Below are 25,735 nucleotides of genomic sequence, written 5' to 3' on the forward strand. Positions count from 1 at the left end.
GAACAATGCCCACCACCACTGTCCCCGCCGCCGGCACACCCAACACCGACGTCGGCGTCCTGATGCCCGTGGTCGTCCACTTCGACGACCTGGATCCGATGGGCCTGCTGCACAACGGCCACTACCAGGTCCTGGTCGAGCGAGCGTGGGGGTGGTTCTGGCGAGGCAAGGGTATCGGCGGCAGGAGCGGCCTCGAAGGGGACGGCTTCAACGTCGCCAAGACGTTCGACATCACCTACGAACTCCCCGTCTCGGAGATCGGCGAGTACGCCGTGCACCTGTGGATGAAGCGCCTGGGCAGCACCTCCGCCACCGCGGGCTACCGCGTGTGCTCGGCGGACGGCAGGACGACGTACGCGCACGGCACCCGCACCGTCGTCCGGCTGGACAGCACGACGCTGACACCGACGCCGTGGTCCGAGCGGGTCCGGGAGATCGCCCGGACCATCGGACTACCAGAGGAGAAGTAACCGGCTTGACTGGTGACGAGAGTCATGGAACTCTCTCGTCACCAGTCAGAGCAGTTACTTTTCGGTGAGGAAGTCTCGTGACAGTCGTACAGTTCCATCTCGTCTCCGCACTCAGCCCGAAGGACGTGCTGGAGGTGCTGACCGACTTCGGCCCGGCCCGCGCCGAAGCCTGGCCCACGATCGACGCCGAACACTTCGAGGTCCACGACCTCGGCGACACCTGGGCCGAGGTCACCGAGGGCACCGCCGCCGCCTGGGAGCGCGCACGCTACGAGTGGGAGCCGGACGGTGACACGGTCACCATCACCACCCTCGACTCCAAGCTCTTCGGAGCGGGCGGCGGTTGGGTGTTCCGGATGACCCCCGAGACCGACGGCACCCGGGTCGACGTCGAGCTGACACGGCAGCCGAGCACGCTCAAGGGCAAGATGCTCGCCGCGCTGCTCCCCGTCGCCGCCCCTGCGTCCCTGCGCAAGTCCTTCGCGGGCCCGTTGCGCGCCAAGTGACCCGTTCCCAGGCCCCGGCCCGCGTGAGCACCGCTACGGCGGGGCTCACGCGGGGATCGACTTCCCCACCATGACCGTGGCCGCTGCTACGCCCACGCAGCCAATTGACTTACGGCACGTTCTCGACGACCCGTGCGGCCCGCCACGGGCCGAGCACTGCACTGCCCCTTGACCGTCAACTGACCGATGTGCGGGGGCCGCTCCGGGCGAAGAGTGGAAGGCGTAGACCTCGTCCCACGGAGGGGAACTCCCGTCATGCACCGTGACCACTCGCCACTGCCGGCACGTTCACTGCCCGAGCCCGTGCCGTCGCTGTTGCTGGACGTCGACCAGATGCTCGACGAATTCACCCGGCTCCCGATGCAGGCGATGTTCCGTTTCGACCAGGACATGCCCGCGGTGATCACGGTCGAGTTCCTGGCGGAGCGGGGACCCAGTCTCGTCTGGCACATCGGCCGCGAACTCCTCCATCTCGGGCTGACGTCGATGAGCGGGTCCGGCGACGTGCGGATGTGGCCGACACTTCCCGGGGCGCGGCCCTCCTCGTGGCTGCTTCTGGAGTCCGAGGAGGCGGAGGGCCTGTTCGAGCTGCCCACCGCTGCACTGGCGGAGTGGCTCGACGCCACCTACCGGACCGTCTCGGCCGAGACGGAGATGGACGGCCTGAACTGGGACGGCTTCCTCAGGGAACTGCTCGACGAACCGGCAGCCCCGTCCGAGTGACCGCCCGTCCGGTCCGCACGGGCAGGACTTGCCTCCCGTCGCGTCACCTGTCAAAGTGGTGACGCACGGGTTGTCATCATCGCCCGACGAATGTTTCACGGGCACACGTGTGCCGCCACGGGGACCCGGTGACCAGGCTGTGCGGCAGGCCGCGTGTGCGGCGGACAGGAGGAATGACGTGAGGACCAGCAACCCGATCTTCTCCCGCTGGGTCGCCAACCGTGACGCGGCCCCGGCAGGCACGTATCCGCGCAAGCCGGTGGGTGCCACGGTGGGCGGGCGGCCGGCGGGCGACTACGGGACCAACCCCTACGTCTCCGCCGCCGACAGCGAACAGTGGGCCGGCCCGACCGCGGTGACCATGGACGACGTCGTCGTCCGCACCGCGACGACCCTCGGCACCGTGGCCCTGACGGCCGTGCTGTCCTGGCTCCTGCTGCCCGTCGACGAGGCAAACCTCGGCCGGTCCTACGGCATCGCGCTGGGCGCCGGCCTTGCCGCCGCCCTGCTGTCGGTGATCCAGGCGTTCCGGCGGGCGCCGTCCCCGGGGCTGATCCTCGGGTACGCGGCGCTGGAGGGCGTCTTCCTCGGCGTGCTCTCCAGCACGGTCTCGGCCTACCTTGCGCCGGGTGTCGTCGTCCAGGCCGTGCTCGGCACCTTCGCCGTGTCCGCGGGCACGCTCCTCGCGTACCGGATGCGCTGGATCCGGGTCAACCAGAGGTTCGCCGGATTCGTCGTCGCCGCCGCGACCGGTTTCCTGTTGCTGCTCTTCGCCGACCTGCTGTTCTCCGCCTTCGGCGCGGGCAACGGTCTCGGCTTCCACAGCGGCGGCCTCGGCATCGCCTTCGGCGTCATCGGCATCCTGCTCGGCGCGGCCTTCCTGGCCCTGGACTTCAAGCAGGTCGAGGACGCCATCGCCTACGGCGCCCCGCGCGAGGAAGCCTGGCTGGCCGCCTTCGGTCTCACCATGACGCTGGTGTGGATCTACCTGGAGGTGCTCCGCGTGCTGACAATCTTCAACAGCGACAACTGAGTTCTCCGCCGCCACAGGGGCATGCGCATCGCGCATGCCCCTGTGGCGTGTTCGGGACTGTGCACCGGTCGGGTCTGAACCCGAGCCGGGTCGGTCTCGTTCTCCTGTCGACAGCCCGCAGGCGCCGAGTTCACGAGCCCCTCCAGAACGGGAGACACGCCCCATGAGCCCCCACGAGCAGTGCCCGTACGAGAACGGCAGAGTGGACCTCGGTCCGGCCTTCAAGGCCGACGCCCCCGCGCAGTACGCCCGGTTGCGGGAACTCGGCCCCATCCACCCGGCCCGCTTCCACCTCGGCCTTGAGGGCTGGGTGGTCGTCGGCTACGACCTGGCCCGGGAGGCGCTGACCCATCCCGCCCTGCTCAAGGACTCCACTCCCGCCGCCGAGGCCCTTGCCGCCGCCGGGTACATCCTCAACAAGCCGTCGGTGGGGCTCGGCGCGCAGATGCTGGAGGCCGATCCGCCCGAGCACGGCCGCCTACGGGGCCTGGCCTCGGCCGCTTTCACGGCGCGCCGCACGGCGGAACTGGCGCCGCGCATCGAGCGGATCGCCCACGACCTGATCGACGTCATGCCGCCCGCCGGCGAGATCGACCTCGTCGCGGCGTTCAACCGGCCGCTGCCCGCCACGGTGATCGCCGAACTCCTCGGCATCCCCGAGGAGCACCACGCGGACTTCCGCCGCTGGTCGAGTCACGCCCTCCAGGTGACCTCGCCCGAGCACCGCCCGGCGCTGGCCGCTCTGCACTCACTGCTGGCCGGTCTGATCGCGGACAAGCGACGCGATCCGCAGGACGACCTGCTGTCCGCCCTCGTCGGCGTCCGCGACGAGCGTGACGGCCGGCTGTCCGAGGAGGAGTTGGCGGGAACCGGCATGATGCTGATCGTCGCGGGTCACGAGAGCACCGTGAACCTGCTGGGCAACGCCGTGCTGGCGCTGCTGCAACACCCCGAGCAGCTGGGGCGGTTGCGCGAGCGGCCGGAGCTGATGCCCGGCGCGGTGGAGGAGTTCCTGCGCTACGACACCTCCGTCGAGCGCTCCACCAGCCGCTACGCGGCGCAGGACCTTGAACTGGGCGGGGTGCGCATCCCGCGGGGCGGCATGGTCGTCGTAGCGCTCGGATCGGCCGGGCACGACGCACCGCAGGCCGAGGACGCCGACGGCGCCGTCCTGGACGTGACCCGGCCGGGCGCCCGGCATCTTGCCTTCGGGCACGGCATCCACCACTGCCTGGGCGCGCCGCTGGCCCGGCTGGAGGCCACCATCGCGCTGCGCACCTTGCTGGCGCGCGTCCCTGAACTGGAACTCGCCGCGCCGGTGGACTCGTTGGGCTGGATCGGCTCCGGGATCATCCGCGGCGTGCTCTCCCTTCCGGTGCGCTGTCGCCGCGCCTGACGACAAAAGTCCCGGCCCGCGCCACGGGGCGCGGGCCGGGACGGCTCCGGAAGGGGTCCGGCGCTCAGACGGCGCCGGTGCGCTGCTGCCGGGTCTTCCAGCCCAGCAGTGCGGCCTGGGCGATGAAGAAGACGCCGCCGCCGGTGGCGTAGACCGACAGGACGTCGAGCGAGGGATCGTCGCCCGCGGCCTGGATGTTGTAGAAGACGCCGACGACGAAGGACAGCCCGCCCGCGATCAGCATCGGCCACTGCTTGCCCAATTCGGGGCCGCGCCGCCGCAGCCCGACGGCCACCTGGGCCGCCCCGGAGACGACGGCCCAGGCGCCGAACACGTGCAGCACCGGCGCCACTCCCCCGGCCCCGGCGACGCCGACCGCGACGGCGGCGAGGGTGCTCAGCACCCCGTTGAACGCCGTGACTTGGCGCTCCGTCCCGTCGGTCAGGGCGCGGTAGTCGATCAGCGAGGACACCGCGTCGATCAGCGGGTAGGCGACCAGCAGCGTGATCGCCACGGCGTCGACTTCCTCATGGGCACCGGCGAACGCCAGGGCCCATGCCACGGCGAGGACGCCACGGCCCAGGTACAGCCTCAGCAGGGACGAACGTGCGCCCGTCGCCGCCGGAGGGGCCAGCATCGCTGTCTGCGTACTCATGATGGTTTTGGACCTTTCGAGGGTGTGGGTGGCGTCGGCGGGCCGGTCAGTACCGGTAGGGGGAGACGCAGCGGAAGCTGGAGGCGGCGTCCGGGTCACCGTCGCCCTTGTACCGGGACACCAGCGGGTAGCTGCACAGATCGCGGGCGACCTGCTCGCCCTCGGAGTTGACCAGCGTGGCCGGCAGCGTCGTGGGCGCCTTGCCCTGCTCGACCCAGGCGGTCAGCGCGGCGAGGCCGTCGGCCGAACCGTCCGTGCCGTTGAGGCCGCAGTGGTTGGTACCCGGGGCCAGGAAGAGGCGGTAGAAGTCATTGGTCTTCTCGGTGCCGCCCGCCGCCCGCTCGACCTGCGTGCGGTACTTGACGGTGCCCTGGGTGGGGATGAACTCGTCGGCCTGGCCGTGCCAGGTCAGGAGCTTGCCGCCGGATGCGCGGAAGCCGGACAGGTCGGGGTCGTCCGTGCCGATGATCCGGTCGTACTCGGCCTGGGACTGCTGGAACAGCTGCGTGAACTGGCTGTAGGTGATCGTCGAGAGGTCGAAGGACGGGTCCTTCTTCAGCCAGAGCTGGGCCCAGAGGGCGGGTACCGGGAAGGGCTTGCCCTTGAGGGTGCCGTCGGTACCGGCCTCGGTCCCCGCCAGGCCCTTCAGGTCGGCCCCGACCGGGACGCCGGGCCACAGCTTCTCGCCGGAGAGGGTGCGCGGGCCGTCCCAGATCTTACGGACCACGGCGGCGTCGGCCGCGGTGATGGTCTGCTCCTGGCCCTCGCACACGACCTTGGTGCCGATCAGCCGGCGCGGGTCGAAGTCGCAGCGCGAGGCGTCGTTGACCAGGCCGTCCGTGACGCCGTCGAGCTTGTCGCAGGCCTTGACGGCGGCGTTGGTGAAGGCGTCCAGCTCGCAATCGGTGGGGTAGGTCTTCTCGTTGTTCATGACCACCTGCGGCCACAGGGTGGCGAGCTGGTACTCGTCCCAGCTGATGGCCGGCGCGTCGGCGAGGATGCCGTCGTAGTCGTGGGGGTAGCGCTGGGCCTCCATGTAGCCCTGGCGTCCGCCGGTGGAGCAGCCGGTGAAGTAGGAGTAGGCGGCGCGTTTGCCGTAGACCGCGTCGACGACCTCCTTGCCGACGACGGCCGCCTCGTGCTGGGAGCGGGAGGCGAAGTTCTGCAGCAGCGCGGTGTTGACCTGTCCGTCGCTGTTGAGCGCCCAGGCGGTGTCGAGGACGTCACCGACGCCCGCGTCGGTGGTGGTCGCGGCGTAGCCCTTCTTGACCGCGGTGGCCAGATCGACGCCGTTGTCCCCGGCGCGGTAGGCGGCGCCGCCGAGCCCCTGGAAGCGGCCGTTCCAGCCCTGTTCGGGCAGCCAGGTCCGCACCTTGGCGTGGTCGTCGTCGCCGGGGTGGGTGAGGGTGACGATCACTTCGCAGAAGGCCGGGACGTCGGTGACCGTGCCCTGCAGGAGTCCGGTGCCCGTGATGGTGCCGCCCGGCTGGCGGACCGCGGTCACGGACTCCACCACGGTGCCGGCCGGGGCCTTCACCGGAACGGTGGTGCAGTTGAACGGGGTGGACGTGGCGGTGTCCTGGGAATTCGCAGACGCGGTCGGCAGGTACACCGCCGCGGCCAGCGGCACACCGGCGGCGACAGCAGTCAGAAGTCGTCTCATGTTTTCCATCCAAGAAGTAGGTGTGCGTACGCCGGCACACATGTACGACAGGTCGGGAAGGCAGTGGCCGGGGGCGGGGGCGGGCTCGGCGCGGACGGTCTCCGCGCACATGCCTCCATGCCCCGGGTGTGCGGAGCCGAGGAAATCCCGGGTCCGCCGAAGTCTGATCGAACTTTATCACCGGTTAAGCCGGTGACGATAGTCGGGGTGATGCTCGGATTCGGATGAAACCAGTGGCCGGTTGCCTCCGACCGACTCCCACTCTGGATGCACGCCGGGCGTCCGACAACAGTCACTTGACGGTCCTGCTTCACGGGCGCCGACGAGGCTCGCGGCGGATGCGTTAGGTCATTTGGCGGGACCGGGGGCGGGACACGTCACCGCTCACCCCGGTCCCGGTCTCGTTCCTCCCCCAGCCACCGGGAGTGGTACCGCTGCGCCCAGGAGCGGCTGACATGTCCGGTACGCATCCCCAGCCGCGTCTCCGGGTCCTCGGAGGCCTTGTACATGTGCCCGAGTACGGCGAAGGTGATCGCCCAGGCCAGCACGTCATGGACGAAGATCGCACTGGTGCGGGAGATGAAGGGCAGCAGCCCCATGAACCACATCAGCAGACCGGTGAACATCATCACCAGGACGGCTCCGGCGATCGAGCCGGCATAGATCTTCTGCCCGGCGTTGAACTTGCCGGCCGGCCGCGCCTCGGGCGCCCTTCGGCGCTTGCGGACGGCTCGCAGCCACTGCCGGTCGTACGGCGCGAAGCGGTTCAGCCTGCGCAGGTCCGCGCGGAACTCGGCGGAGAACAGCCCGAGAAGGAAGGGGAGCGGCAGCAGGATGCCCGACCACTCGTGGACGGTGATCATCAGATGCCGCCGCCCGACGAGCAGGGCGAGCGGACCGATGTACAGGCAGGCGGCGGAGACCAGGCACACCAGCATCAGGTAGCCGGTGGCACGGTGAACCATGCGTTCGGCCGTGCTGAAGCGGCGGACACGGTCGGCGGAGTCAGGCCCCGTCGCCGTGCCGGTCGGCGTCGTCGAGCCAGCCGTCGATCGCATAACCGCGCTCCTCCCAGTAGCCGGGAATCACCTTGTCGGTGACCGATATGCCGGACAGCCACTTGGCCGACTTGTAGAAGTACATGGGGGCCACATAGAGACGGACCGGTCCCCCGTGTGCGTGGGTGATGGGTTTGTCCTGCATGTTCAGCGCCACCAGGACGTCCGAGCGGCGGGCCTGCTCCAGAGTGAGGCTCTCGGTGTAGGCCCCGTCGAAGCAGGTGAAGCGGACCGCCGCGCCCGGGGAGCGCACTCCGGCGGCATCGAGGATGTCCGCCAGTTTCACTCCCTCGAAGGGCGTCTGGTTCACCCGCCAGCCGTCCGTGCACAGCACGTCGTGGACGATCCGGGTCTGCGGCAACGCGCGCAGATCGCCGAGCGTGTAGGTCTTCGGACGGTCCACCAGCCCCTCGACCCGCAGGGTGTAGTTCGTCTCGTCCTTGTGGGGCACCGAGCCGACGACGCTGTAGTAGCGGAAGCCGCCCGGATTGGGCAGCAGGCCGGTCAGTCCGGTCGGGTCGGCCTGCGAGGCGGAGGCCAGGAACCCCTCCCAGCCACGCTGGAGGTAGGGCGCGGCAGCGAGCCCCGCGGCGCCCGCGCCGAGCATGCCCAGCATCGCCCGCCGTGCCACCGGCGCGCCCTCGGCCCCTGGTTTCGGCTGTCCTGCCATGGTCAGTGTGCTCCTTCGGAAGGGTGACGGTCCCGCCGGCGAACGTCCCGCACGGGGAGGCGGTGCCGGCCGGTGCGAGTCCACACATGTGAGCGACGCCAATCCGTCACCTATTGAACAGGTGACGATAGTGGCATGTCCTCCTCGGGCAGTCAACGCCCCGGGTCAGCACACACGTATGAACCTGGTTTCGCCGCACCGGGCCGACAAACGGGGACGCGAGCTGCTAGGCTGCGGGACGACGTAGACCGTTTATCGACGAGGAGTCACAGACGTGGCGGGTGACGACGACATCTCCGGGTGAGATCCGGATGTGACGGCCACTGTCCGGCGCTCAAGGCGCTGCTGACGTGGTCCGTTCTGTCGTACCCCTTTTCACCATGTCTGCCCAGGGCAGAGATCCGAGTTCTGCCCTCAGTACCTTCGAGGTCGCTCCATGTCCGACGCCGCCGTCGTCTGCTCGAACCTTTCCTTCGCCTGGCCCGACGACACCCCCGTCTTCCAGGACCTGTCCTTCTCCGTCACCCCCGGCCGTACGGGCCTGGTCGCCCCCAACGGCTCCGGCAAGAGCACCCTGCTCAAGCTGATCGCCGGTGAACTCAAGCCCGCCACCGGCTCGTTGTCCGTCAGCGGCACGCTCGGCTACCTTCCGCAGAGCCTGCCCCTGACCGGGAACCTCACGGTCGCCGAGGTCATCGGCGTCGCCGAGGTGATCCGCGCCCTGGACGCCGTCGAGTCGGGAGACGTCAGCGAGGAGCACTTCACCACCATCGGCGACGACTGGGACATCGAGGAGCGCACCCGCGCCCAGCTCGACCGCCTCGGCCTCGCCGACCTCACCCTGGACCGCACCCTTGCCACGCTCAGCGGCGGGCAGGTCGTCTCGCTCGGCCTCGCCGCCCAGTTGCTCAAGCGGCCCGACGTACTCCTGCTCGACGAGCCGACCAACAACCTCGACCTGGAAGCCCGGCACAAGCTGTACGACGTGCTGTCGGACTTCAACGGCTGTCTGCTCCTGGTCAGCCACGACCGCGCGCTGCTCGACCGCATGGAACGCATCGCCGAACTCGGCAACGACGAACTGCGCCTGTACGGCGGCAACTTCACCGAGTACGAGGAGGCCGTACGCGCCGAGCAGGAGGTCGCCGAGCAGAAGGTGCGCAACGCCGAGCAGGAGCTGAAGCGGGAGAAGCGGGAGATGCAGCAGGCCCGCGAACGCGCCGACCGCCGCGCGAGCAACGCCGCCAAGAACCTCAAGAACGCCGGACTGCCCCGCATCTTCGCCGGCAACATGAAGCGCGGCGCGCAGGAGTCCGCGGGCCGGGCCGGGCAGATGCACGCCTCCCGGGTCAGCGAGGCCAAGGCCCGTCTCGACGAGGCCGGCCGCTCGCTGCGCGACGAGCAGCGCCTCACCCTGGAACTGCCCGGCACCCACGTGCCCGCCGGACGCAACCTGTTCCTCGGCGAAGGGATGCAGGTACGCCTCGGAGACGAGGACGTGTTCGCCGCCGGCGGCGTCGACCTGACCGTCCGGGGACCGGAACGCATCGCGCTGACCGGCCCCAACGGCGCAGGCAAAACCACGCTGATGCGCCTGATCACCGGTGATCTCGCCCCGGACAGCGGGGAGACCAAGCGCAACGACGGCCGCATCGCCTACCTGTCGCAGCGCCTGGACCTGCTGGATCCGGACCGCACCGTGGCAGAGAACTTCGCCGCGTTCGCCCCCGACCGGCCCGAGGCGGAGCGGATGAACCTGCTCGCCCGCTTCCTCTTCCGGGGCCCGCGGGCACACCTGCCCGTCGGGGTGCTCTCCGGCGGCGAACGGCTGCGCGCCACCCTGGCCTGCGTACTGTGCGCCGAGCCGGCCCCCCATCTGCTGCTGCTCGACGAGCCGACCAACAACCTCGACCTGGTCAGCGCGGGACAGTTGGAGAGCGCGCTCAACTCCTACCAGGGCGCCTTCATGGTGGTCAGCCACGACGAGCGGTTCCTCGCCGAGATCGGGATCAGCCGCTGGCTGCGGCTGGCCGACGGAGGGCTCAAGGAGACGGGGGCGCCCGCGGTGTGAGCCGCCGGAGTGTGCCATGGCCCGCGCCCGAGGCCAAGCGCCCGGCGGGCCCACCACCGACCACACCGGACGGACACCCGTGCCCCAGCCCGCTCTGCTCGCCCATGACCTCGTCCGCTCCCTGGGCGGCCGACGTGTCCTCGACGGCATCTCCCTGACCGCCTCCCCCGGCCACCGCATCGGTCTGATCGGGGAGAACGGCGTCGGCAAGTCCACCCTGCTGCGCGTCCTCGCCGGACTGGACGAACCCGACGCGGGGAACGTCACCCGACCCGCCCAACTCGGCTACCTCCACCAGGAGATGCGGTTCGACGCCGGTTCGACCATCGCCACCGTGCTGGACGAGGCGCTGCGCGAGGCCCGTGAGGACCTCGCGGAACTGGACCGGCTCGGCGAGGAACTCGCCCGCGTCCCGGAGGACGACCCCGGCCACCAGGAACTCCTCGACACCTACGGCAGGCGGCTGGAGCAGGCCCAGGACCGGGAGTCCTGGGACGCCGACCGCCGCGCCGCCCTGGTGCTGGACGGCCTGGGCCTCGGCGCGGTCGGGCACGACCGTACGCTCGGCTCGCTCTCCGGCGGGCAGCGCGGCCGGCTCGCCCTGGCCGCGTTGCTCGTGCGGCGGCCGTCGGCGCTGCTGCTGGACGAGCCGACCAACCACCTCGACGACCATGCCGCCGCCTTCCTGGAGGAGCAGGTCCGCGGCCTGCCCGGGATGGTGGTGGTGGCCAGCCACGACCGGGCGTTCCTCGACGCCGTCTGCACCGATCTGATCGACCTCGACCCGGCGGTGGACGGCCCGGTCCGCTACGGCGGCAACTACAGCGCCTATCTGTCGGAGAAGCGCGCCGATCGGGAACGCTGGGCGCGCCGGTACGCCGAAGAGCAGCAGGAACTGGAGGAGTTGCGGCAGTCGTCGGGCGTGACCGCGCACCGGGTCGCGCCGGACCGGGGCCGCACCGACAACGAGAAGATGGGCTACGGGCACCGGGCCGGGCGGGTGCAGAGCCAGATCTCCCGCCGGGTGCGCAACGCCACCCGAAGGCTGGAGGAGCTGGAGCGCACCCAGGTCGCCGAGCCGCCGCGCCCGCTGCGGTTCGCGGCCGGGGACCTGGCCGCGCGTGCGCAGGAAGGCTCTCGCCCCTTGGTGTCCCTGCAGGGTGTGCGGGTACCGGGGCGGCTCGTGCTGGACGGCCTGGAGGTGTCGGCGTCCGACCGGCTGCTGGTCACCGGCGGCAACGGAGCGGGCAAGTCGACGCTCCTCGCAGTACTCGCCGAACGTCTCCCGGCCGAGGGCGAGGTGCACCGGCGGCGCAGGCTGACGGTGGGGCTGCTCACCCAGGACACCGTGTTCGAGCGGCCCGACCGTACCGTCCAGGACACCTACGAGCTGTCACTCGGCACGGAGCGGGCCGAGAAGGTGCCGCTCGGCTCGCTCGGTCTCCTGCACGAGGCGGATCTGGACAAGCCGGTCGGACAGCTGTCCGTGGGACAACGCCGGCGCCTGGCACTGGCGTTGCTGGTGGCCCGCCCACCCCAGCTGCTGCTGCTCGACGAGCCCACCAACCACCTGTCTCCGCGCCTGTGCGACGAACTGGAGGAAGCACTGGGTACGGGTCCGGGCGCGATCGTGGTCGCCAGCCACGACCGCTGGCTGCGCCGGCGGTGGCAGGGCCGTGAGATTCGACTGGAGCCGCGCCACGACCGACAGCGGAGGGTGGCCACGACTCGGTCCTGACACACGTGCGACGCGCGAGATACCGTACGGTCACGCTCGCGCACCTGGGCCGCGCTGGAGGCGCCGCCCGGGGAACACCGTCCGTGACGATCCTTGCGCGCGACCACAGTCACCTGTCAAGATGGTGACGTGAACCTTAACCATGCCTTCGTCTGTGGCCACCCGGCGCTCGACTTCGCGGCCACCCTCCGCGCCCGGCGCTCGACCCGGTTCGAGATGTTCGTGACCCCGGAGCGGCTAAACGCCTGGTACCTGGAGGCCGGACTCGTCGACACGATCACGCCCGGCACGGAGGACGACGTCCGCGAGGCGATCAAGGTGCGCGAGGCCGTGTACCGGCTGGTCACCGACCGTCGTCTCGGCGAGGAGTTCGACCGCGAGGCGCTCGCCGTGCTCAACGGCGCCGCCCGCAAGGTTCCCGTGACACCGCAGCTCACCGTCATGGGCCGGCACACCGACGCGACCCCCGAACAGGCCCTGGCCACCGTCGCCCGCCAGGCCGTCGAACTGCTCAGCGGCCCGGACGTCCCCCTGCTGAAGGAGTGCGGCAACCCCGAGTGCACCCGCGTGTACATCGACCGGTCCCGTGGCATGCGGCGCCAGTGGTGCGGCATGGAGTCCTGCGGCAACAAGTACAAGGCCGCCGCCTACCGCGCACGCAAGAAGACCGCCGCGGCCGCGCACTGACCTCTCACACGGTCGCCCCGGACTCCCGGCGTCCCCGGTATTCCCGCGGGGATGTCCCCATGACGCGTTTGAACGCCGTGCTCAGGGCGCTGTCCGAGCCGTAACCGACCGCATGGGCGATGGCGGCGAGGGTCGCCTCGCTCTCGCGCAGCCGCTTCGCCGCCAGTTCGATCCGCCAGGCCGTGAGGTACTCGTGCGGCCCCCTTCCGACCGCCTGCTTGAACCGCTCGGCAAGCACGGTGCGCGACACCGATCCGGCCCGGGCGAGTTCCGCGACGGTCCACTGGTGTGCCGGGTCCCGGTGCACGCAGGCCAGCGCCGCGGCAACGGCCGGGTCGGCCAGGCCCGTGAGCAAGCCGGGCCCGCTGTTGTCCCCGCTCGCCAGGTGGGACCGCAGGGCATGGACGAGCATGACCATCGCGAGATGCTCCGCGACCCGCACGGCTCCCATCCGCCGGTGCCGCAGTTCCTCGTCGATCGCGTCCAGCGCCCAGCCCACACTCCGCGCCCCGCCCGTACCGGCCGGCAGATGGACAACCGGCGGCAGCCCGTCGAGCAGCAGTTCCTGCGCCCGGGCTCCGAAGGAGAAGCGACCGCCCAGGACGCGGACCTCGTCGCCGTCGCCCGCGCGGGCCACTCCCTCCTCGGCCCGCGCGAACAGCGGGCCCGCCGCCACGGCCGGCACGTCCGCGCCGCTGCGCAGCGTGAAGGCACATCCTCGGGTCAGCAGGAAACTGTCGCCCTTCGTCAGCTCGGCCCGCTCCGGCACACCGTCGACCTCCAGCAGACAGCTCCCACGGCGTACGGCGACGAACTTCACCCCGGGAGGCGGTGCGAAGTCCACGGCCCAGTCCCCGCCCGCCACCAGGTCGGCGGAGAGCTGCACACATGTGTCCAGCAGCGCGAGAACGTCCTCCAACGGGTCCATACCGCCTCCTTCCCGTGCCGGGACTCACGCGCAAGCAAGCCGGACGTTCGAGCATGGCCGCCATCGGCCGCGACACTACGCTGACGAGCGGAACATACGTTCCTTCCACGGCATGGGGACACATGCCGGGACATCCGTCCCACCACCGGCCCCCGTGCCGTGCCGTGCACACCGCACGCCCGCAGGCCCTCGTCAGAAAGTCCACGGCATGACCAGCGCAGTACACAGCGAGCCCGTCATCCTACTCGTCCACGGTGCCTGGCACGGCGCCTGGTGCTGGGAGCTGCTGGCTCCCCAACTCACCGGACTCGGCTGGCGGGTGGAGACCGTCGACCTGCCCAGCGCGTCGGCCGACCCCCGCAACACCGCCGGAATGTACGACGACGCCCGCGTCATCCGCGAGAAGCTGGCCGGGATCGACGCACCGGTCACGGTCCTCGCCCACTCCTACGGCGGGATCCCCGCGACCGAGGCCGGGACCGCCCCCAACGTGTCCCGCCTGGTCTACCTCTCCGCGTTCCAACTGGACAAGGGCGAAAGTCTGTCCGGTCTGGCGGGCGGTGCGCTGCCCGTCGGGGAGACCGGCACCTTGCCCGCCCACGAGGACGCCAGGAACCACCTGTACGCGGACGTCCCCGACGACATCGCGCACAAGGCGGTCGACCGGCTCGTGCTCCAGACCGTGAAGTCCTTCAGCGAGCCGCTGACCACAGCGGCCTGGGAGGGCCTGCCCTCGACCTACATCGTCTGCGAGCAGGACCGGGCGATCGACCCCGGTCTCCAGGAGCAGATGGCGGCCCGCTCGCGGCAGTCGTACCGCATCGCGGCCGGTCACTCCGCGTTCCTGTCCCTGCCCGCGGAACTGGCCCGGGTGATCACCGAGGACGCGGCCCGCTGATCGCGGTGGATCCGTCGGACACCGGTGCCGACGCGTGACGGGAGCGCACTGGCGGTCCTGAGGGGGACTCGGACCGCCAGTGCGGGGAGGGCTCCGACCACGGAATGTGGCTGGACTCCGGAAGACCCGTCCCGGTCCCGCCGCCCGCGTGTCCGCCGGCGGGACCTCCAACCTGAGAACGTAGGGACAGGCCCGAAAGGTTCACCGCGCCGCGCACAGCCGCTCGACTTGGCTCAGAAGTACAGGGCGCGGTGGCTGCGGTAGGCGAAGGTGTCGCCCGAGCTGAGGATGGTCACGATGTCCTCGCAGAAGCGCCGGTACTCCTTCTCCTGCTCGGCCCGCAGGGTCACGGAGGCGGCGGCTCCGCGCAGCACCACATGCCTCAGCACGGACAGGAGGGGCTGCGGCGGTGGAAACAGCAGCACCTCCACGACCCGCCGGAAGACGTCGGTGGGACCCCCCGCCGCACGCCGGGCCTGGTCGTGCCCGACGAACAGGGCGAGGCAGGCGGCGAGATGCCCGAGGTCGGCGGCGGTCACCTCGACGGGGTACAGGCTCGTCAACCGGTCGCCCCGCGGCCCGTACAGAACGTATCCGGCCCGCTCGTCCGGGGCGGGATCGGTGGGCCGGCCCACGGTGTGCCACTGGTACCACAGCGGCAGTTTCAGCAGCACCTGCACCCAGCTGTCGTAGGCATCGGCGACGATCCGCTCGTCGTCGGAGTCCAGGCCCCCGCTGTGGAGTTGGTAGAGGCGGCGGAGCAGGGGTTCCTCAAGACTCTGGAACTTCGCGAAGAACACGGGATCGTCGGGGATCAGAACGTACAAGGGGCTCCTCCTCCCACCAGCATGACGATCCGTCAGGAAGAGCCCTCGGGTGAACGGAGCCGCCACCCGCGAGGTCCACCTGCCGTTCTGCAGGTCTCAGGATCGCGACACACGTGTCTTCTGTCAAAGGAACGAGAGACATATGTCGCGCGGCCCCTCAGGCGTCGCGTGGTACCCGGACGGCACCGGCTCTCAGGCGGCCTCGGGAGGCGCCACCGCGCGCAGCTTGCGCAGGGCGTTGTGGTGACGGCTCTTCACCGTGCCGGCCGGGACTCCGAGGATGTACGCGGTTTCCTTGATGCTGCGGTCGCAGAGGTAGATGTGGACCAGCACGGCGCGGTGTTCGGGAGACAGCCGGCGCAGCAGCGGCCTGGCCACCAGCGCGTCGTGCACCTCATCGGTGCTGTCGGTGCTCGACACGGGATCGTTGTACGTGACTCCGACGATCTCTCTGCGGGCGTGGGGCTTGCGCACCCAGTCGATGACGAGATGCCGGGTCACGGTGAAGAGCCAGCCTCGGACGGAACCCTCGGTCCCGAGCAGGCGGTCGCTGTTCCGCCAGGCCCGGATGATGGTCTCCTGCACGATGTCCTCGGCGAGCGAGTGGTCGCCCAGCATCTTCTCGGCGTAGGAGACGAGAGCGTCCCGGTGCTCCCTCATGATGGTGCCGAGCAGATCGGACCGGGACTCAGCCGTACGGGACGTAGCCATAGTGTTCTGAGACATCCTGGTTCTCTGTCGTGCGGTGACCGGAGGCCGCGGCCCTCTCCGGGCGACATATGTGTGCCGAGCCGCCTCGGCTCTCGCCCGAAGTGTGCGCACCGGTCAATGATACATGTGAGTTGGCGAGGCGATCGGAAGAAACGTGTGCGCCATGACGGCGCCGCGCGCTCCTGTGTCACGCCACACCGCTCGGATTCACCGTCCGTCTTCGTCCAGGGCCTTGACAGGGCACCACCCGCCACAACAGCCTATGGCAACGTTGTCAGAGTGGGCCGCCCGACTTGGCAACGCGCACAACACCCAGCCCGCCGCCCGTGATTGGACGACTCACCTCATGGCCGATCAGTCGAGCCCATCGCAACGCCCGTCCCGGCGTTCCGTCGTCGCCACCAGCTCGACCCTGCTGGCGGGGTTCAGCCTCAGCACGGTGTTCCCCTCGGCCGCGGCCGCCGGCGTACGCACCGCCACCGCGGCGTCCGACACCTCCTCGTCGCCGGGCGAGCTCGCCGCCTACCGCCCGGTCCGCGCCTCCTCGCAGGCCTACGCACCCACTCCCGCCGGCTTCGCGGTCGACGCGATCCGCTCGCAGGGCGTGCGCGGCACCGGCTGGCGTGCCGAGGCGGGCGACCCGCAGTGGATCGAGGTCGACCTGGAGGCGGACTGCCGCGTCGACCGGATCCGGCTGACCTTCGAAGCCGACGCGAGCGACCCGGTGTTCACGCCGCCGTCCAGCGGCAACCCGCGTCAGGGCACCACCGGCAAGGAGATCCTCTCCAGCTACGCGACCGAGTTCGTCGTCGAGACCTCGCGCGACCACAACGCCTGGACCAGCGCGTACCGCACCACCGCCGGCACCGGCGGCGTCGTGGACATCCCGCTGCCAAGGCCCGCCACGGCACGTTGGGTGCGGCTGACGGCCCGTCGGCGCTCCAGCCCCAACCCGCTCGGCCTCAACGGCTTCGAGGTGTACGGCACCGCCCCGGACCGCCGCCCGAAGGCCACCGGCTGGACCGACTGGGGCACGCACCACGCCGACGCTCCCCGGCTCACCGTCGCCGCCGACGGCACGGTGCCGCTGGAGTCCGGCTGGACGCTCACCCTGGACGACTGGGCGGAACGTGACGGCGCAGCCCTGTCGCGGGCCGGGGTGGACACCAGCCGCTGGCTGCCCGCGTCCGTGCCCGGCACCGTGCTGGGCACGCTCGTCGACCAGGGCAAGCTGCCCGACCCGGTCGCGGGCCTGAACAACCTGCGCGTCCCCGAGGCGCTGTCCCGGCACTCCTGGTGGTACCGGCGCGCCTTCGACCTGCCCCGGGGCCTCAGCACCGGCGAGGACCGGCACATCTGGCTGGAGTTCGACGGCGTCAACCACACGGCGGAGAGCTGGCTCAACGGCCGTGCGGTGGGCGAGGTGACGTCCCCCTTCGCCCGCCGCGCCCACGACGTCACCGACCTGCTGGCCGACGGGGGCAACGCCCTCGCCGTACGGATCTCCCCCATGCCGGTGCCCGGCAGCCCCGGCGACAAGGGCCCCGCGGGCGAGGCCTGGGTGGACGCCGGCGCCAACACGATGAACCTCAACTCGCCGACGTACCTGGCCTCCTCGGGCTGGGACTGGATGCCGGCCGTCCGCGACCGGGCAGCCGGGATCTGGAACCACGTACGGCTCAGATCCACCGGCCACGTCGTGATCGGCGACCCCCGCGTGGACACCGTGCTGCCGGCACTGCCCGACCTGTCGGTCGCCGAGCTGACCGTCACCGTCCCGGTGCACAATGCCGACTCCGCCGACCACGAGGCCACCGTCTCCGCCTCGTTCGGCGACGTGCGCGTTGCGCGCACGGTCACCGTCCCGGCCGGGGGTGACATCGATGTCAGCTTCACTCCCGACGCGTTCGGCGCGCTGCGGGTGACCAACCCCGAACTGTGGTGGCCCAACGGCCTGGGCGAGCCCACCCTCCACGACCTCACCCTGGTCGTGCGCACCGGCGGCGCCGAGAGCGACCGGCGCACCGCCCGCTTCGGCATACGGCAGTTCGGCTACGAGTACGACACACCGCTGAAGTTCACGCCCTCCTCCGACGCCTGCACCCAGACCGTCGGGCTGGGTGCACAGCGCGCCCGGCACGTCCGCGTCCGCTGTCTGACCCGGGCCACGGCATGGGGCAGTTCGCTGTGGACGCTGTCGGTGTTCGACAGCGCCCGTCCGGCCACCGACCTGGCCCTGCACGCCCCGGCCGAGGCCTCCAGCGTCGACGAGGACGGCCACGGGCCGGCCAATGCCACGGACGGCGACCCCGGCAGCCGTTGGTCCTCCGGCTACGCCGACGACCAGTGGATCCGCGTCGACCTCGGCTCGGTGCAGTCCTTCGACCGGGTCGACCTGGTCTGGGAGCAGGCCTACGCGCGGACCTTCGTGGTGCAGGTCTCCGAGGACGGCGAGCAGTGGACGGACGCCGCCGCGGTGGACAACACGGCCGTCCCGCTGCCCTTCAACACCGGTGACGCCAGCCTGCGGGTGACCGACTTCGAGGCCCGCACCGCCCGTTACGTCCGCCTGTCCTGCGGCATCCGCAACACCAGCTGGGGCAACTCCCTGTGGTCGCTGGCCGTCGTGGACAGCGGCGCGCCGGGCACCGACCTCGCCCTGCGCCAGGAGGCGACGGCCTCCAGCGCGGAGGACGGCCACCCGGCCGCGCACGCCACCGACGGCGACCCCAGCACCCGCTGGTCCTCCGCCTACGAGGACCACCAGTGGATCCAGGTCGACCTCGGCGCCGCCCGGCGCTTCGACCGCGTCGCCGTCCTGTGGGAGCAGGCGTACCCGAAGACGTACACCATCCAGGTCTCCGACGACGGCGCCGCCTGGACCGACGTCACGACCGTCACCAACACCCCCGACCCGCTGAAGATCAGTGTCAACGGGGTGCGGGTCATGGTCCGCGGCGGCAACTGGGGCTGGGACGAACTGCTGCGCCGGATGCCCGCCGAGCGCATGGACGCAGCGGTGCGGATGCACCGGGCCATGCACTTCACGATGATCCGCAACTGGGTGGGCAGCAGCAACCGCGAGGAGTTCTACGCCGCCTGCGACGCGCACGGCATCCTGGTGTGGAACGACTTCCCCAACGCCTGGAGCATGGACCCGCCCGACCACGCGGCGTTCGTGTCCGCCGCCCGCGACACCATGCTGCGCTATCGGATCCACCCGAGTGTGGCCGTGTGGTGCGGCGCCAACGAGGGCAACCCGCCCGCCGCGATCGACCAGGGCATGCGTCAGGCGGTCGAGAGCCAGGCGCCGGGCATCCTCTACCAGAACAACTCCGCCGGTGGCATCGTCACCGGCGGCGGCCCCTACGGCTGGGTCGAGCCGGAGCGCTACTTCGACCCTTCGACGTACGGCAGCAAGGACTTCGGCTTCCACACCGAGATCGGCATGCCCGTCGTCTCCACCGCGGCCAGCACCCGCGCCATGGTGGGCGAGGACGGCCCCGCGTGGCCGATCGGCGCTGCCTGGTACCACCACGACTGGAGCGAGCGCGGCAACCAGGCGCCGCACACCTACCGGGCCGCGATCGAGCGGCGCCTCGGCGGCGCCCGCGATCTGGAGGACTTCACGCGCAAGGCCCAGTTCGTCAACTACGAGAACTTCCGGGCCATGTTCGAGGCCTGGAACGCCAACCTCTGGGACAACGCCAGCGGGCTGATGCTGTGGATGTCCCATCCGGCCTGGCACAGCACGGTCTGGCAGACCTACGACTACGACTTCGACGTCAACGGCGCCTACTTCGGCTGCCGGAGCGCCTGCGAGCCCCTGCACGTGCAGGCCGACCCGGTGAAGTGGCGGGTCATCGCGGTCAATCACACACGCAGGCCGCTGAAGGGCGCGACGGTCACCGCCGAGACGTACGACCTGTCCGGCCGCCGGATCGCCGACACCCGGCACACCCGCGTCGACGTGGACCCCGCGTCCTCGACGGAGGCGTTCACCGCGGCGCCCGCGGACGGCCTGCCGGACCTCAACCTGCTGCGGCTGATCCTCACGGACGACCGGGGACAGGTGCTGTCGCGCAACACCTACTGGCGCTGCCGCACCCCCGAAGCGCTGCGCGTCCTCAACCGGGTCGAGCGGACGAGGCTCTCGGTCTCCCTCGCGCCGGTGTCGCGCAACGGTGACCGGCGCGAGGCCACTGCCACGGTGCGCAACCGCGGGTCGATGGTCGCCGCGATGGTCCGGCTCTCCCTGCTGGACGAGGACGGCGGCCGGGTCCTGCCGACGCTCTACGACGACAACTACCTGTGGCTGCTGCCCGGCGAGACACGCACCGTCGCACTGTCCTGGCCGGCCACCGCGCCGGCCTCGGACCGCCCGAGGCTGCGGGCGGAGGGATACAACACTCCCCCGGTCACGGCACGCGGCTGAGTCGCGCCCGACGGGCCCGGTGCCTGCACTGCCGATACGGCGGTGCAGGCACCTGTGCGTGGGCATCCGAGACATGTGTGATGGTGACGGTGTCCGACCGTCCCACATGTTCGGGTAGGTTTGTGATCCTCTTCCCCGCCACCCCGGAATGCATGGGCCGGCCGCTGCCGCCCCGGGGAACGACAGGCCCTCACCGCCACGAGAGGATCGAAGCAACCATGCCGAAGGTTCTGCAGGACAGCGACATCGTCCGCGTCGAGAGCAACGTCTATTCGGTGACCGGCTCCAACACCAACTGGGTGATCGTCAGGAGTGGCGACAGCTGCACCCTCGTCGACACCGGCTATCCGGGCGACCGCGCTGCCGTTCTGGCCTCGCTGGAGGCTGTCGGGCTGAACGCGCGCTCCGTGGCCGCCGTGCTGGTCACGCACGCACACAATGATCACATCGGGGCGGCGGAACACCTGCGCGCCGCATACGACGTACCCGTCCTGATGCACCAGGAGGAGGTGCCGCACGCCCGCCGCGACTTCCTCGACCAGGTGTCCGTCGGACAGGTACTCGCCCAGGCATGGCGGCCCGGTGTGCTCCCGTGGGCCGTGCACGCCCTGCGCGCCGGGGGAACCGCGCATGTTCCGGTCGGTGAGCCGCTGGCCTTCCCTGCGCCGGGCGCGCTGGACCTGCCCGGCACACCGGTCCCCGTGCACACACCGGGACACACCAAGGGCCACTGCGCCTACCACCTGCCGGAGTGCGGCATCCTGATCACCGGTGACGCCCTGGTCACGGCGCATCCCACCTCGCGCGTCAGCGGGCCACAGCTGCTGCCCGACATGTTCCACACCGAACGCGCCCGCGCCCTGGACTCCCTGGCGGTGATCGAGCGCGTCGATGCAGGTGTCCTGCTGCCCGGCCACGGCCCCGTGCACCACGGGTCGGCGAAGGAGGCCGCCCTGACGGCCCACGAACGCGCCGCGGTTTGACAGACCCGCCGTGCACGTGAACGGCGGAACACCACCCCCACGGAGCGCCGACACACTTACCGGCAAGTCTCTTTGGAGGGAACCCCGTACGGGTGGCGCTCGGACGGCCGAGGAAGCGCACACACCTCTTGCCTGCGCAGGTACAACGGGGATTATCGTGCGAGTGAACTTGCCACGCGCACCATCCGACGTTGACACTTATCTACACGGGGCCGTCGGCGTGGGTACCATGCGCAACGTCATCCATATGAGGGAGTAACGGTTGTGACCAGCCAATCCACCGCCACGCTCCGGTCGCGGTACCTGGATCAAGCCGCGTCGGACCTGGAGCAGAACCGTCGCGAGCAGCAGGAGCTGACGGAGCGGATCACGCAGTTGAAGCGCGAGGAAGCGCTCCTGGCGGAGATCCTCAACCTCGCGGAGCGGTACGAGGGTTTCGCCGACGCGTCCCGTCTGCCCGAGCAGGCGCAGGACGAGCCCGTCGTCGCGAAGGCGAAGCGGACGCCGTCCGGAGCCGCCGCGAAGCGTTCCACGGCAGCCTCGGCAAAGCCGAAGCCGGAGGCGAAGGACAAGTCACGCCAGCCTCTGCTCGGCGACCTCCTGGCGGACCTGCTCGGCGCATACGACGAGCCGCGTCTGGCCAAGGAGTTGCGGGACGAACTCCTCAAGAAGCACCCGGATCGCAACCCGACACCGCAGGTGGTGCGGAACACCCTCGAATCCCTGGTCGCCAAGGGGCGCATCCGCCGTCACAAGCAGAAGCGTTCGGTCATGTACACCCTCGTGAAGTAGGACCCGTCCGCTGGTCCTTTGCACGGTGGTTCCCGCTGCCGGCCGCAGGCGCCTCAGACCCGCCATATGTTGTCGAACGCGTCCTCCTCGACACCCCGGCGCAGCCGTACGGCCTCCAGTTCCGTCACCGCGTTTCCGACGGCGGCCAGCACCCTGGTCACCGCGTCACCGTCGAGGCTTTCGCGGCTGTCCGGCGGAGTGTCCCCGGTCCGCAGGACGCCCGTCAGCGCGGCGAGGACGGGTTCGCCCGATGCCCGGCGCTCCTCGGCGCGGCGGCGCTCCGGGGAGTCGGTCGGCACACTTCGCGTGGAGCGCAACCGAAGCCGGTGTCCCGGTGGCGGGTCGATGAGTCCAGCCCGTTGCAGGTCCTCGACGTAGGCAGCGGCCAGTTCGCTGCCGTGTCGCCACAGCCAGTCCTCGACCGTCTCGTACGGCTCGCGCCGGACGACGGAGGCGAGTGCGCGGTCCAGCAGGCGGTCGCCCGTCGCCATGTGCGGGCCGGGGACCATACGGTCCTCGCCGTCCAGGGTCAGCGCTCCGCTCTCCAGCAGGTCGAGAGCCTCGGCCCCGGCCAGCGCGAGGGAGAGGTCGCCCTGCTCGACGGTCCGGTCGGGCGGCAGGCCCAGGGCGACGAGCGCGAGGTCGCGTGCGGTGCTCATGAGTCCCTCCTGGTCTCCAGCAGGCGCAGCCACACCTCGCTGAGGGTGGGGAATGCGGGTACGGCGTGCCAGAGGCGCTCGACGGGCACCTCGCCGGCGATCGCGACGGTGGCCGAGTGCAGGAGTTCGGCGACGCCAGGACCGGCGAACGTGGCGCCGACCACGGTCTGCCGGTCGCGGTCGATGAGGAGACGTGCCCTGCCCTTGTAGTCGGGGCGGTACTGGTGGGCACCGGCCAGTTGGCCCATCTCGTAGTCGATGACCTCGACGGCACGGCCGCGCCGCGCGGCCTCGCTGACGGTCAGTCCCACGGACGCGATCTCGGGGTCGGTGAAGACGACGCCGGGGACGGCCACGATGTCGGCCGTGCTGCTGTGCGGGGCCCAGCGGCCGGTGTCGAGTGCCTCGCCCCGGGCACGGGCGCCGATCACGGCGCCGGCGATACGGGCCTGGTACTTGCCCTGGTGTGTGTAGAGCGCCCGGCGATTGACGTCGCCGACGGCGTACAGCCAGTTCCCGGGTACGTCCGTGACGGTCAGGCTGTCGTCGGTGGTGAGCCAGTCGCCCGGGGTCAGCCGCACGGTGTCGAGGCCGATGTCCTCCGAGCGCGGGGCGCGGCCGGTGGCGAAGAGGATCTCGTCGGCGGTGAGTTCGCCGCCGTCCGCCAGGGTGATGCGGACCGAGCCGTCAGGGCGCCGCTCGGCTGCGAGGACCGAGGTGTTGAAGCGGACGTCCGCACCGGCTTCCCGAAGGCGCTCGGTGACCAGTTCGCCGGCGAAGGGCTCCATGCGCGGCAACAGCCCCGCCTCCCGGGCGAGTAGCGTCACCCGGCTGCCCAGGGCCTGCCAGGCGGTGGCCATCTCGACGCCCACCACTCCGGCACCGACGATCACCAGACGCGCCGGCGGCTGCTGGGCGCTGGTCGCCTCCCGGCTGGTCCAGGGGCGCAGGGTGTCGATGCCCGGCAGGTCGGGCAGGGCGGCGCGACTGCCGGTGCACACCACGACGGCGTGCCGGGCGCGCAGGCGGACGGTGCCGCCGTCGGCGGTGTCCACGGACACCTGCCGCTCCCCCGCCAGGCGTCCGTGTCCGCGCACCAGGTCGATGCCGGCCGACCGGATCCATTCGGCCTGTCCGTCGTCCTTCCAGTCGGCGGACATGCGGTTGCGGTGGGCGAGGACGGCCTCGGTGTCCAGCGGGCCCTTGACGGCGGGGCCGAAACCCGGCACGTGCAGGGCGTCGGCCTGCAGCAGTACGGGGCGCAGTAGCGCCTTGCTGGGTTCACAGGCCCAGTACGAGCATTCGCCGCCGGCCAGTTCGCTCTCCACGATGACCGTCCTCAGGCCCGCCGCGGTGGTGCGGTCCGCCACGTTCTCGCCGACCGGCCCCGCGCCGATGACGATGACGTCGTATGTGTCCATGGTTTCGGTCGCCATGTGTCTCAACGGCCCGGGGCTCGCTCGGTGACCTCCTGCAGGAACCACTCGTTGCCGTCCGGGTCCTTGAAGGCGGCGAAGGTGCCGTAGCTGGCCCGCTCGGGGTGCGTGCCGGGGACTCGGTGGGAGTCGCCGGCGTGGTGGAAGGCGCCGGTCTCGTCGCGGAACGGGCCGGAGACCTGCACACCGCGGGAGGTCAGCTCCTCCTGGGCCTTGACGATGTCGGTGACGGTCAGCTGCAGGCCGTGCAGCGTGCCCGCCTGCTGCTCGGTGAGGCCGGTCCCGAAGATGATCGAGCATTCGGAGCCGGGCGGGGTCACCTGCACGATCCGGTAGCCGTCGTTGATGGGAAAGTCGGCGTCGAGGCGCCAGCCGAGCCGCTCCACGTAGAAGCCCTTGGCACGGTCCACGTCGGAAACGGGAAGGATGACGACTTCGAGCTTCATGTCCATGGCTGTGATCTCACTTTCGACGGTTCGAGTGTGGGCGTTGTTGCCGGTCCGGGCGCGATTCACAAGAGGCTGGAACCCGGCGGGCCGTATCCCGACAGCACCGCGCCGGCCGCCCAGTTCCACACTTGTGTGTCGGTGGGCCAGTCCCGGTTCTCGGGGCTTCCCGCGTCCTGGGGCGCCAACTGATCGGCGGAGCCGACGGAGACGGCCTCGGGGGTGGAACAACGGCGCTTGTCGGTCCGCACATGTGTGTGCGTGATGGAGACCATGTCCTGCCCTCGCTGTTCGGTCGGCGGTGCGGGTGTGGCTGAGGGGTGGCGGGTCCCGTGCGCCGGGGGCATGGAGGGGGCACGGGACCCGCGGTCGGGGGGTGGGGGGTTCAGGCGGCGGCGCTGGCGTTGATGGTGACCGGGATGTTGTCGCGCGTGGCCTTGGAGTAGGGGCAGATCTGGTGGGCGGCGTGCGCGAGTTCCTCCGCGGTGGCCTGGTCGACGCCGCCGAGGACGGGGCTGAGGACTGCGGAGAGCGAGAACTCGCCGTCGTCGCCGTGCGTGAGCGTGATCTCAGCGGTGATGTTGGTGCTGGTCAGCCGTATCTTGCGGAGGGTGGCGGCGCGGCGGAGGGCGCCGAGGAAGCAGGCGGCCCAGCCGGCGGCCAGGAGCTGCTCGGGGTTGGTCGCGGTGCCTGCGCCGCCGAGCTCCTTGGGGAGGGCGAGGCCGGTCTCCAGCAGACCGTCGGAGGAGCGGACGTGGCCGCCGTTCCGGCCCTCTCCGTCGACGTCGACAACGGCGGTGTAGCTGACTGCCATGGCTGGTGCTCCCCATCTGGGTCCGGGGCGAAGGATTTGTGGCCACCTCCCGATCTGGGACGCTCTTCGCGTCACCGGTTGAGGTGGTGATGGAATCATGACACCACCTCTCGTCACCCGTCAAGCCAGTGACGCG

Annotated in this window: 24 protein-coding genes; 12 read left to right on the plus strand and 12 right to left on the minus strand. The window is 70.8% G+C overall.

Features of this window, described 5'->3' with window-relative positions:
- Positions 1–5: 5 nt before the first annotated feature.
- From AB0Q90_RS00510 to AB0Q90_RS00530, 5 genes are all read left to right on the plus strand, one after another.
- Positions 6–470, plus strand: coding sequence for an acyl-CoA thioesterase (locus AB0Q90_RS00510; protein ID WP_363163860.1), 465 nt, complete (start codon positions 6–8; stop codon positions 468–470).
- A gap of 77 nt (positions 471–547) precedes the next feature.
- Positions 548–976 carry a hypothetical protein gene (locus AB0Q90_RS00515; protein WP_363163861.1) on the plus strand — a complete coding sequence of 143 codons (429 nt, stop codon included), beginning with the start codon at positions 548–550 and terminating at the stop codon, positions 974–976.
- 255 nt (positions 977–1,231) lie between these two features.
- On the plus strand, positions 1,232–1,699 hold the full coding sequence (locus tag AB0Q90_RS00520) for an SsgA family sporulation/cell division regulator (protein ID WP_363163862.1): 468 nt from the start codon (positions 1,232–1,234) through the stop codon (positions 1,697–1,699).
- Between the two features lie 178 nt (positions 1,700–1,877).
- Positions 1,878–2,732 (plus strand): Bax inhibitor-1/YccA family protein, encoded by an 855-nt coding sequence (locus tag AB0Q90_RS00525; RefSeq protein WP_363163863.1) that lies wholly within the window; start codon positions 1,878–1,880, stop codon positions 2,730–2,732.
- A 163-nt stretch (positions 2,733–2,895) separates the two neighbouring features.
- Positions 2,896–4,128: a cytochrome P450 gene (locus AB0Q90_RS00530; RefSeq protein WP_363163864.1), complete on the plus strand. Its 1,233-nt coding sequence runs from the start codon at positions 2,896–2,898 to the stop codon at positions 4,126–4,128.
- A 64-nt stretch (positions 4,129–4,192) separates the two neighbouring features.
- Here AB0Q90_RS00530 and AB0Q90_RS00535 read toward each other — a convergent pair whose 3' ends face one another.
- The 4 genes from AB0Q90_RS00535 to AB0Q90_RS00550 all read right to left on the minus strand — a co-directional run bounded on the left by AB0Q90_RS00535 (position 4,193) and on the right by AB0Q90_RS00550 (position 8,174).
- On the minus strand, positions 4,193–4,783 hold the full coding sequence (locus AB0Q90_RS00535) for a DUF308 domain-containing protein (protein ID WP_363163865.1): 591 nt from the start codon (positions 4,781–4,783) through the stop codon (positions 4,193–4,195).
- Between the two features lie 46 nt (positions 4,784–4,829).
- Positions 4,830–6,446 (minus strand): DUF6351 family protein, encoded by a 1,617-nt coding sequence (locus tag AB0Q90_RS00540; RefSeq protein WP_363163866.1) that lies wholly within the window; start codon positions 6,444–6,446, stop codon positions 4,830–4,832.
- A 377-nt stretch (positions 6,447–6,823) separates the two neighbouring features.
- Complete coding sequence (locus AB0Q90_RS00545; protein WP_363163867.1) at positions 6,824–7,504, minus strand: cytochrome b/b6 domain-containing protein; 681 nt, start codon at positions 7,502–7,504, stop codon at positions 6,824–6,826.
- Entirely contained in the window at positions 7,452–8,174 is a 723-nt protein-coding gene (locus tag AB0Q90_RS00550; RefSeq protein WP_363163868.1) for a molybdopterin-dependent oxidoreductase, read from the minus strand. The genes AB0Q90_RS00545 and AB0Q90_RS00550 overlap by 53 nt, the downstream gene beginning before the upstream one ends.
- Positions 8,175–8,610: 436 nt before the next feature.
- Here AB0Q90_RS00550 and abc-f point away from each other — a divergent pair, with 436 nt between their 5' ends.
- The 3 genes from abc-f to AB0Q90_RS00565 all read left to right on the plus strand — a co-directional run bounded on the left by abc-f (position 8,611) and on the right by AB0Q90_RS00565 (position 12,670).
- Positions 8,611–10,245: a ribosomal protection-like ABC-F family protein gene (abc-f, locus tag AB0Q90_RS00555; protein WP_363163869.1), complete on the plus strand. Its 1,635-nt coding sequence runs from the start codon at positions 8,611–8,613 to the stop codon at positions 10,243–10,245.
- A gap of 79 nt (positions 10,246–10,324) precedes the next feature.
- Positions 10,325–11,983, plus strand: a complete 1,659-nt coding sequence (locus tag AB0Q90_RS00560; protein WP_363163901.1) for an ABC-F family ATP-binding cassette domain-containing protein — start codon at positions 10,325–10,327, stop codon at positions 11,981–11,983.
- Positions 11,984–12,112: 129 nt separating this feature from the next.
- Complete coding sequence (locus AB0Q90_RS00565; protein ID WP_363163870.1) at positions 12,113–12,670, plus strand: CGNR zinc finger domain-containing protein; 558 nt, start codon at positions 12,113–12,115, stop codon at positions 12,668–12,670.
- Positions 12,671–12,674: 4 nt separating this feature from the next.
- Here the strand turns inward: AB0Q90_RS00565 and AB0Q90_RS00570 are convergent, their stop codons facing one another.
- Positions 12,675–13,598 (minus strand): AraC family transcriptional regulator, encoded by a 924-nt coding sequence (locus AB0Q90_RS00570; RefSeq protein WP_363163871.1) that lies wholly within the window; start codon positions 13,596–13,598, stop codon positions 12,675–12,677.
- A gap of 208 nt (positions 13,599–13,806) precedes the next feature.
- Here AB0Q90_RS00570 and AB0Q90_RS00575 point away from each other — a divergent pair, with 208 nt between their 5' ends.
- On the plus strand, positions 13,807–14,496 hold the full coding sequence (locus AB0Q90_RS00575) for an alpha/beta hydrolase (RefSeq protein WP_363163872.1): 690 nt from the start codon (positions 13,807–13,809) through the stop codon (positions 14,494–14,496).
- A 233-nt stretch (positions 14,497–14,729) separates the two neighbouring features.
- Here the strand turns inward: AB0Q90_RS00575 and AB0Q90_RS00580 are convergent, their stop codons facing one another.
- Together AB0Q90_RS00580 and AB0Q90_RS00585 are read right to left on the minus strand one after the other, a co-directional pair.
- Complete coding sequence (locus tag AB0Q90_RS00580) at positions 14,730–15,323, minus strand: hypothetical protein (RefSeq protein WP_363163873.1); 594 nt, start codon at positions 15,321–15,323, stop codon at positions 14,730–14,732.
- A gap of 192 nt (positions 15,324–15,515) precedes the next feature.
- On the minus strand, positions 15,516–16,049 hold the full coding sequence (locus AB0Q90_RS00585; protein WP_363163874.1) for a sigma-70 family RNA polymerase sigma factor: 534 nt from the start codon (positions 16,047–16,049) through the stop codon (positions 15,516–15,518).
- 331 nt (positions 16,050–16,380) lie between these two features.
- Between AB0Q90_RS00585 and AB0Q90_RS00590 the strand changes: the two genes are divergently transcribed.
- The 3 genes from AB0Q90_RS00590 (at position 16,381) to AB0Q90_RS00600 (ending at position 22,244) form a co-directional block, all read left to right on the plus strand.
- Positions 16,381–20,469 carry a discoidin domain-containing protein gene (locus tag AB0Q90_RS00590; protein ID WP_363163875.1) on the plus strand — a complete coding sequence of 1,363 codons (4,089 nt, stop codon included), beginning with the start codon at positions 16,381–16,383 and terminating at the stop codon, positions 20,467–20,469.
- Between the two features lie 218 nt (positions 20,470–20,687).
- Positions 20,688–21,452: an MBL fold metallo-hydrolase gene (locus AB0Q90_RS00595; RefSeq protein ID WP_363163876.1), complete on the plus strand. Its 765-nt coding sequence runs from the start codon at positions 20,688–20,690 to the stop codon at positions 21,450–21,452.
- A gap of 264 nt (positions 21,453–21,716) precedes the next feature.
- Positions 21,717–22,244, plus strand: a complete 528-nt coding sequence (locus AB0Q90_RS00600; protein ID WP_363163877.1) for a hypothetical protein — start codon at positions 21,717–21,719, stop codon at positions 22,242–22,244.
- Between the two features lie 53 nt (positions 22,245–22,297).
- Here the strand turns inward: AB0Q90_RS00600 and AB0Q90_RS00605 are convergent, their stop codons facing one another.
- From AB0Q90_RS00605 to AB0Q90_RS00625, 5 genes are all read right to left on the minus strand, one after another.
- Entirely contained in the window at positions 22,298–22,903 is a 606-nt protein-coding gene (locus tag AB0Q90_RS00605; protein ID WP_363163878.1) for a GPP34 family phosphoprotein, read from the minus strand.
- Positions 22,900–24,339 carry an NAD(P)/FAD-dependent oxidoreductase gene (locus AB0Q90_RS00610; protein ID WP_363163879.1) on the minus strand — a complete coding sequence of 480 codons (1,440 nt, stop codon included), beginning with the start codon at positions 24,337–24,339 and terminating at the stop codon, positions 22,900–22,902. Before AB0Q90_RS00610 ends, AB0Q90_RS00605 begins: the two co-directional genes overlap by 4 nt.
- Positions 24,340–24,344: 5 nt before the next feature.
- Entirely contained in the window at positions 24,345–24,791 is a 447-nt protein-coding gene (locus AB0Q90_RS00615) for a VOC family protein (protein ID WP_363163880.1), read from the minus strand.
- 59 nt (positions 24,792–24,850) lie between these two features.
- Positions 24,851–25,060 carry a hypothetical protein gene (locus AB0Q90_RS00620; protein WP_363163881.1) on the minus strand — a complete coding sequence of 70 codons (210 nt, stop codon included), beginning with the start codon at positions 25,058–25,060 and terminating at the stop codon, positions 24,851–24,853.
- 110 nt (positions 25,061–25,170) lie between these two features.
- Positions 25,171–25,599 carry an organic hydroperoxide resistance protein gene (locus tag AB0Q90_RS00625; RefSeq protein WP_363163882.1) on the minus strand — a complete coding sequence of 143 codons (429 nt, stop codon included), beginning with the start codon at positions 25,597–25,599 and terminating at the stop codon, positions 25,171–25,173.
- Between the last annotated feature and the right edge of the window lie 136 nt (positions 25,600–25,735).

It is taken from the genome of Streptomyces sp. NPDC079141 (genome assembly GCF_040686775.1).
Lineage (GTDB): Bacteria > Actinomycetota > Actinomycetes > Streptomycetales > Streptomycetaceae > Streptomyces.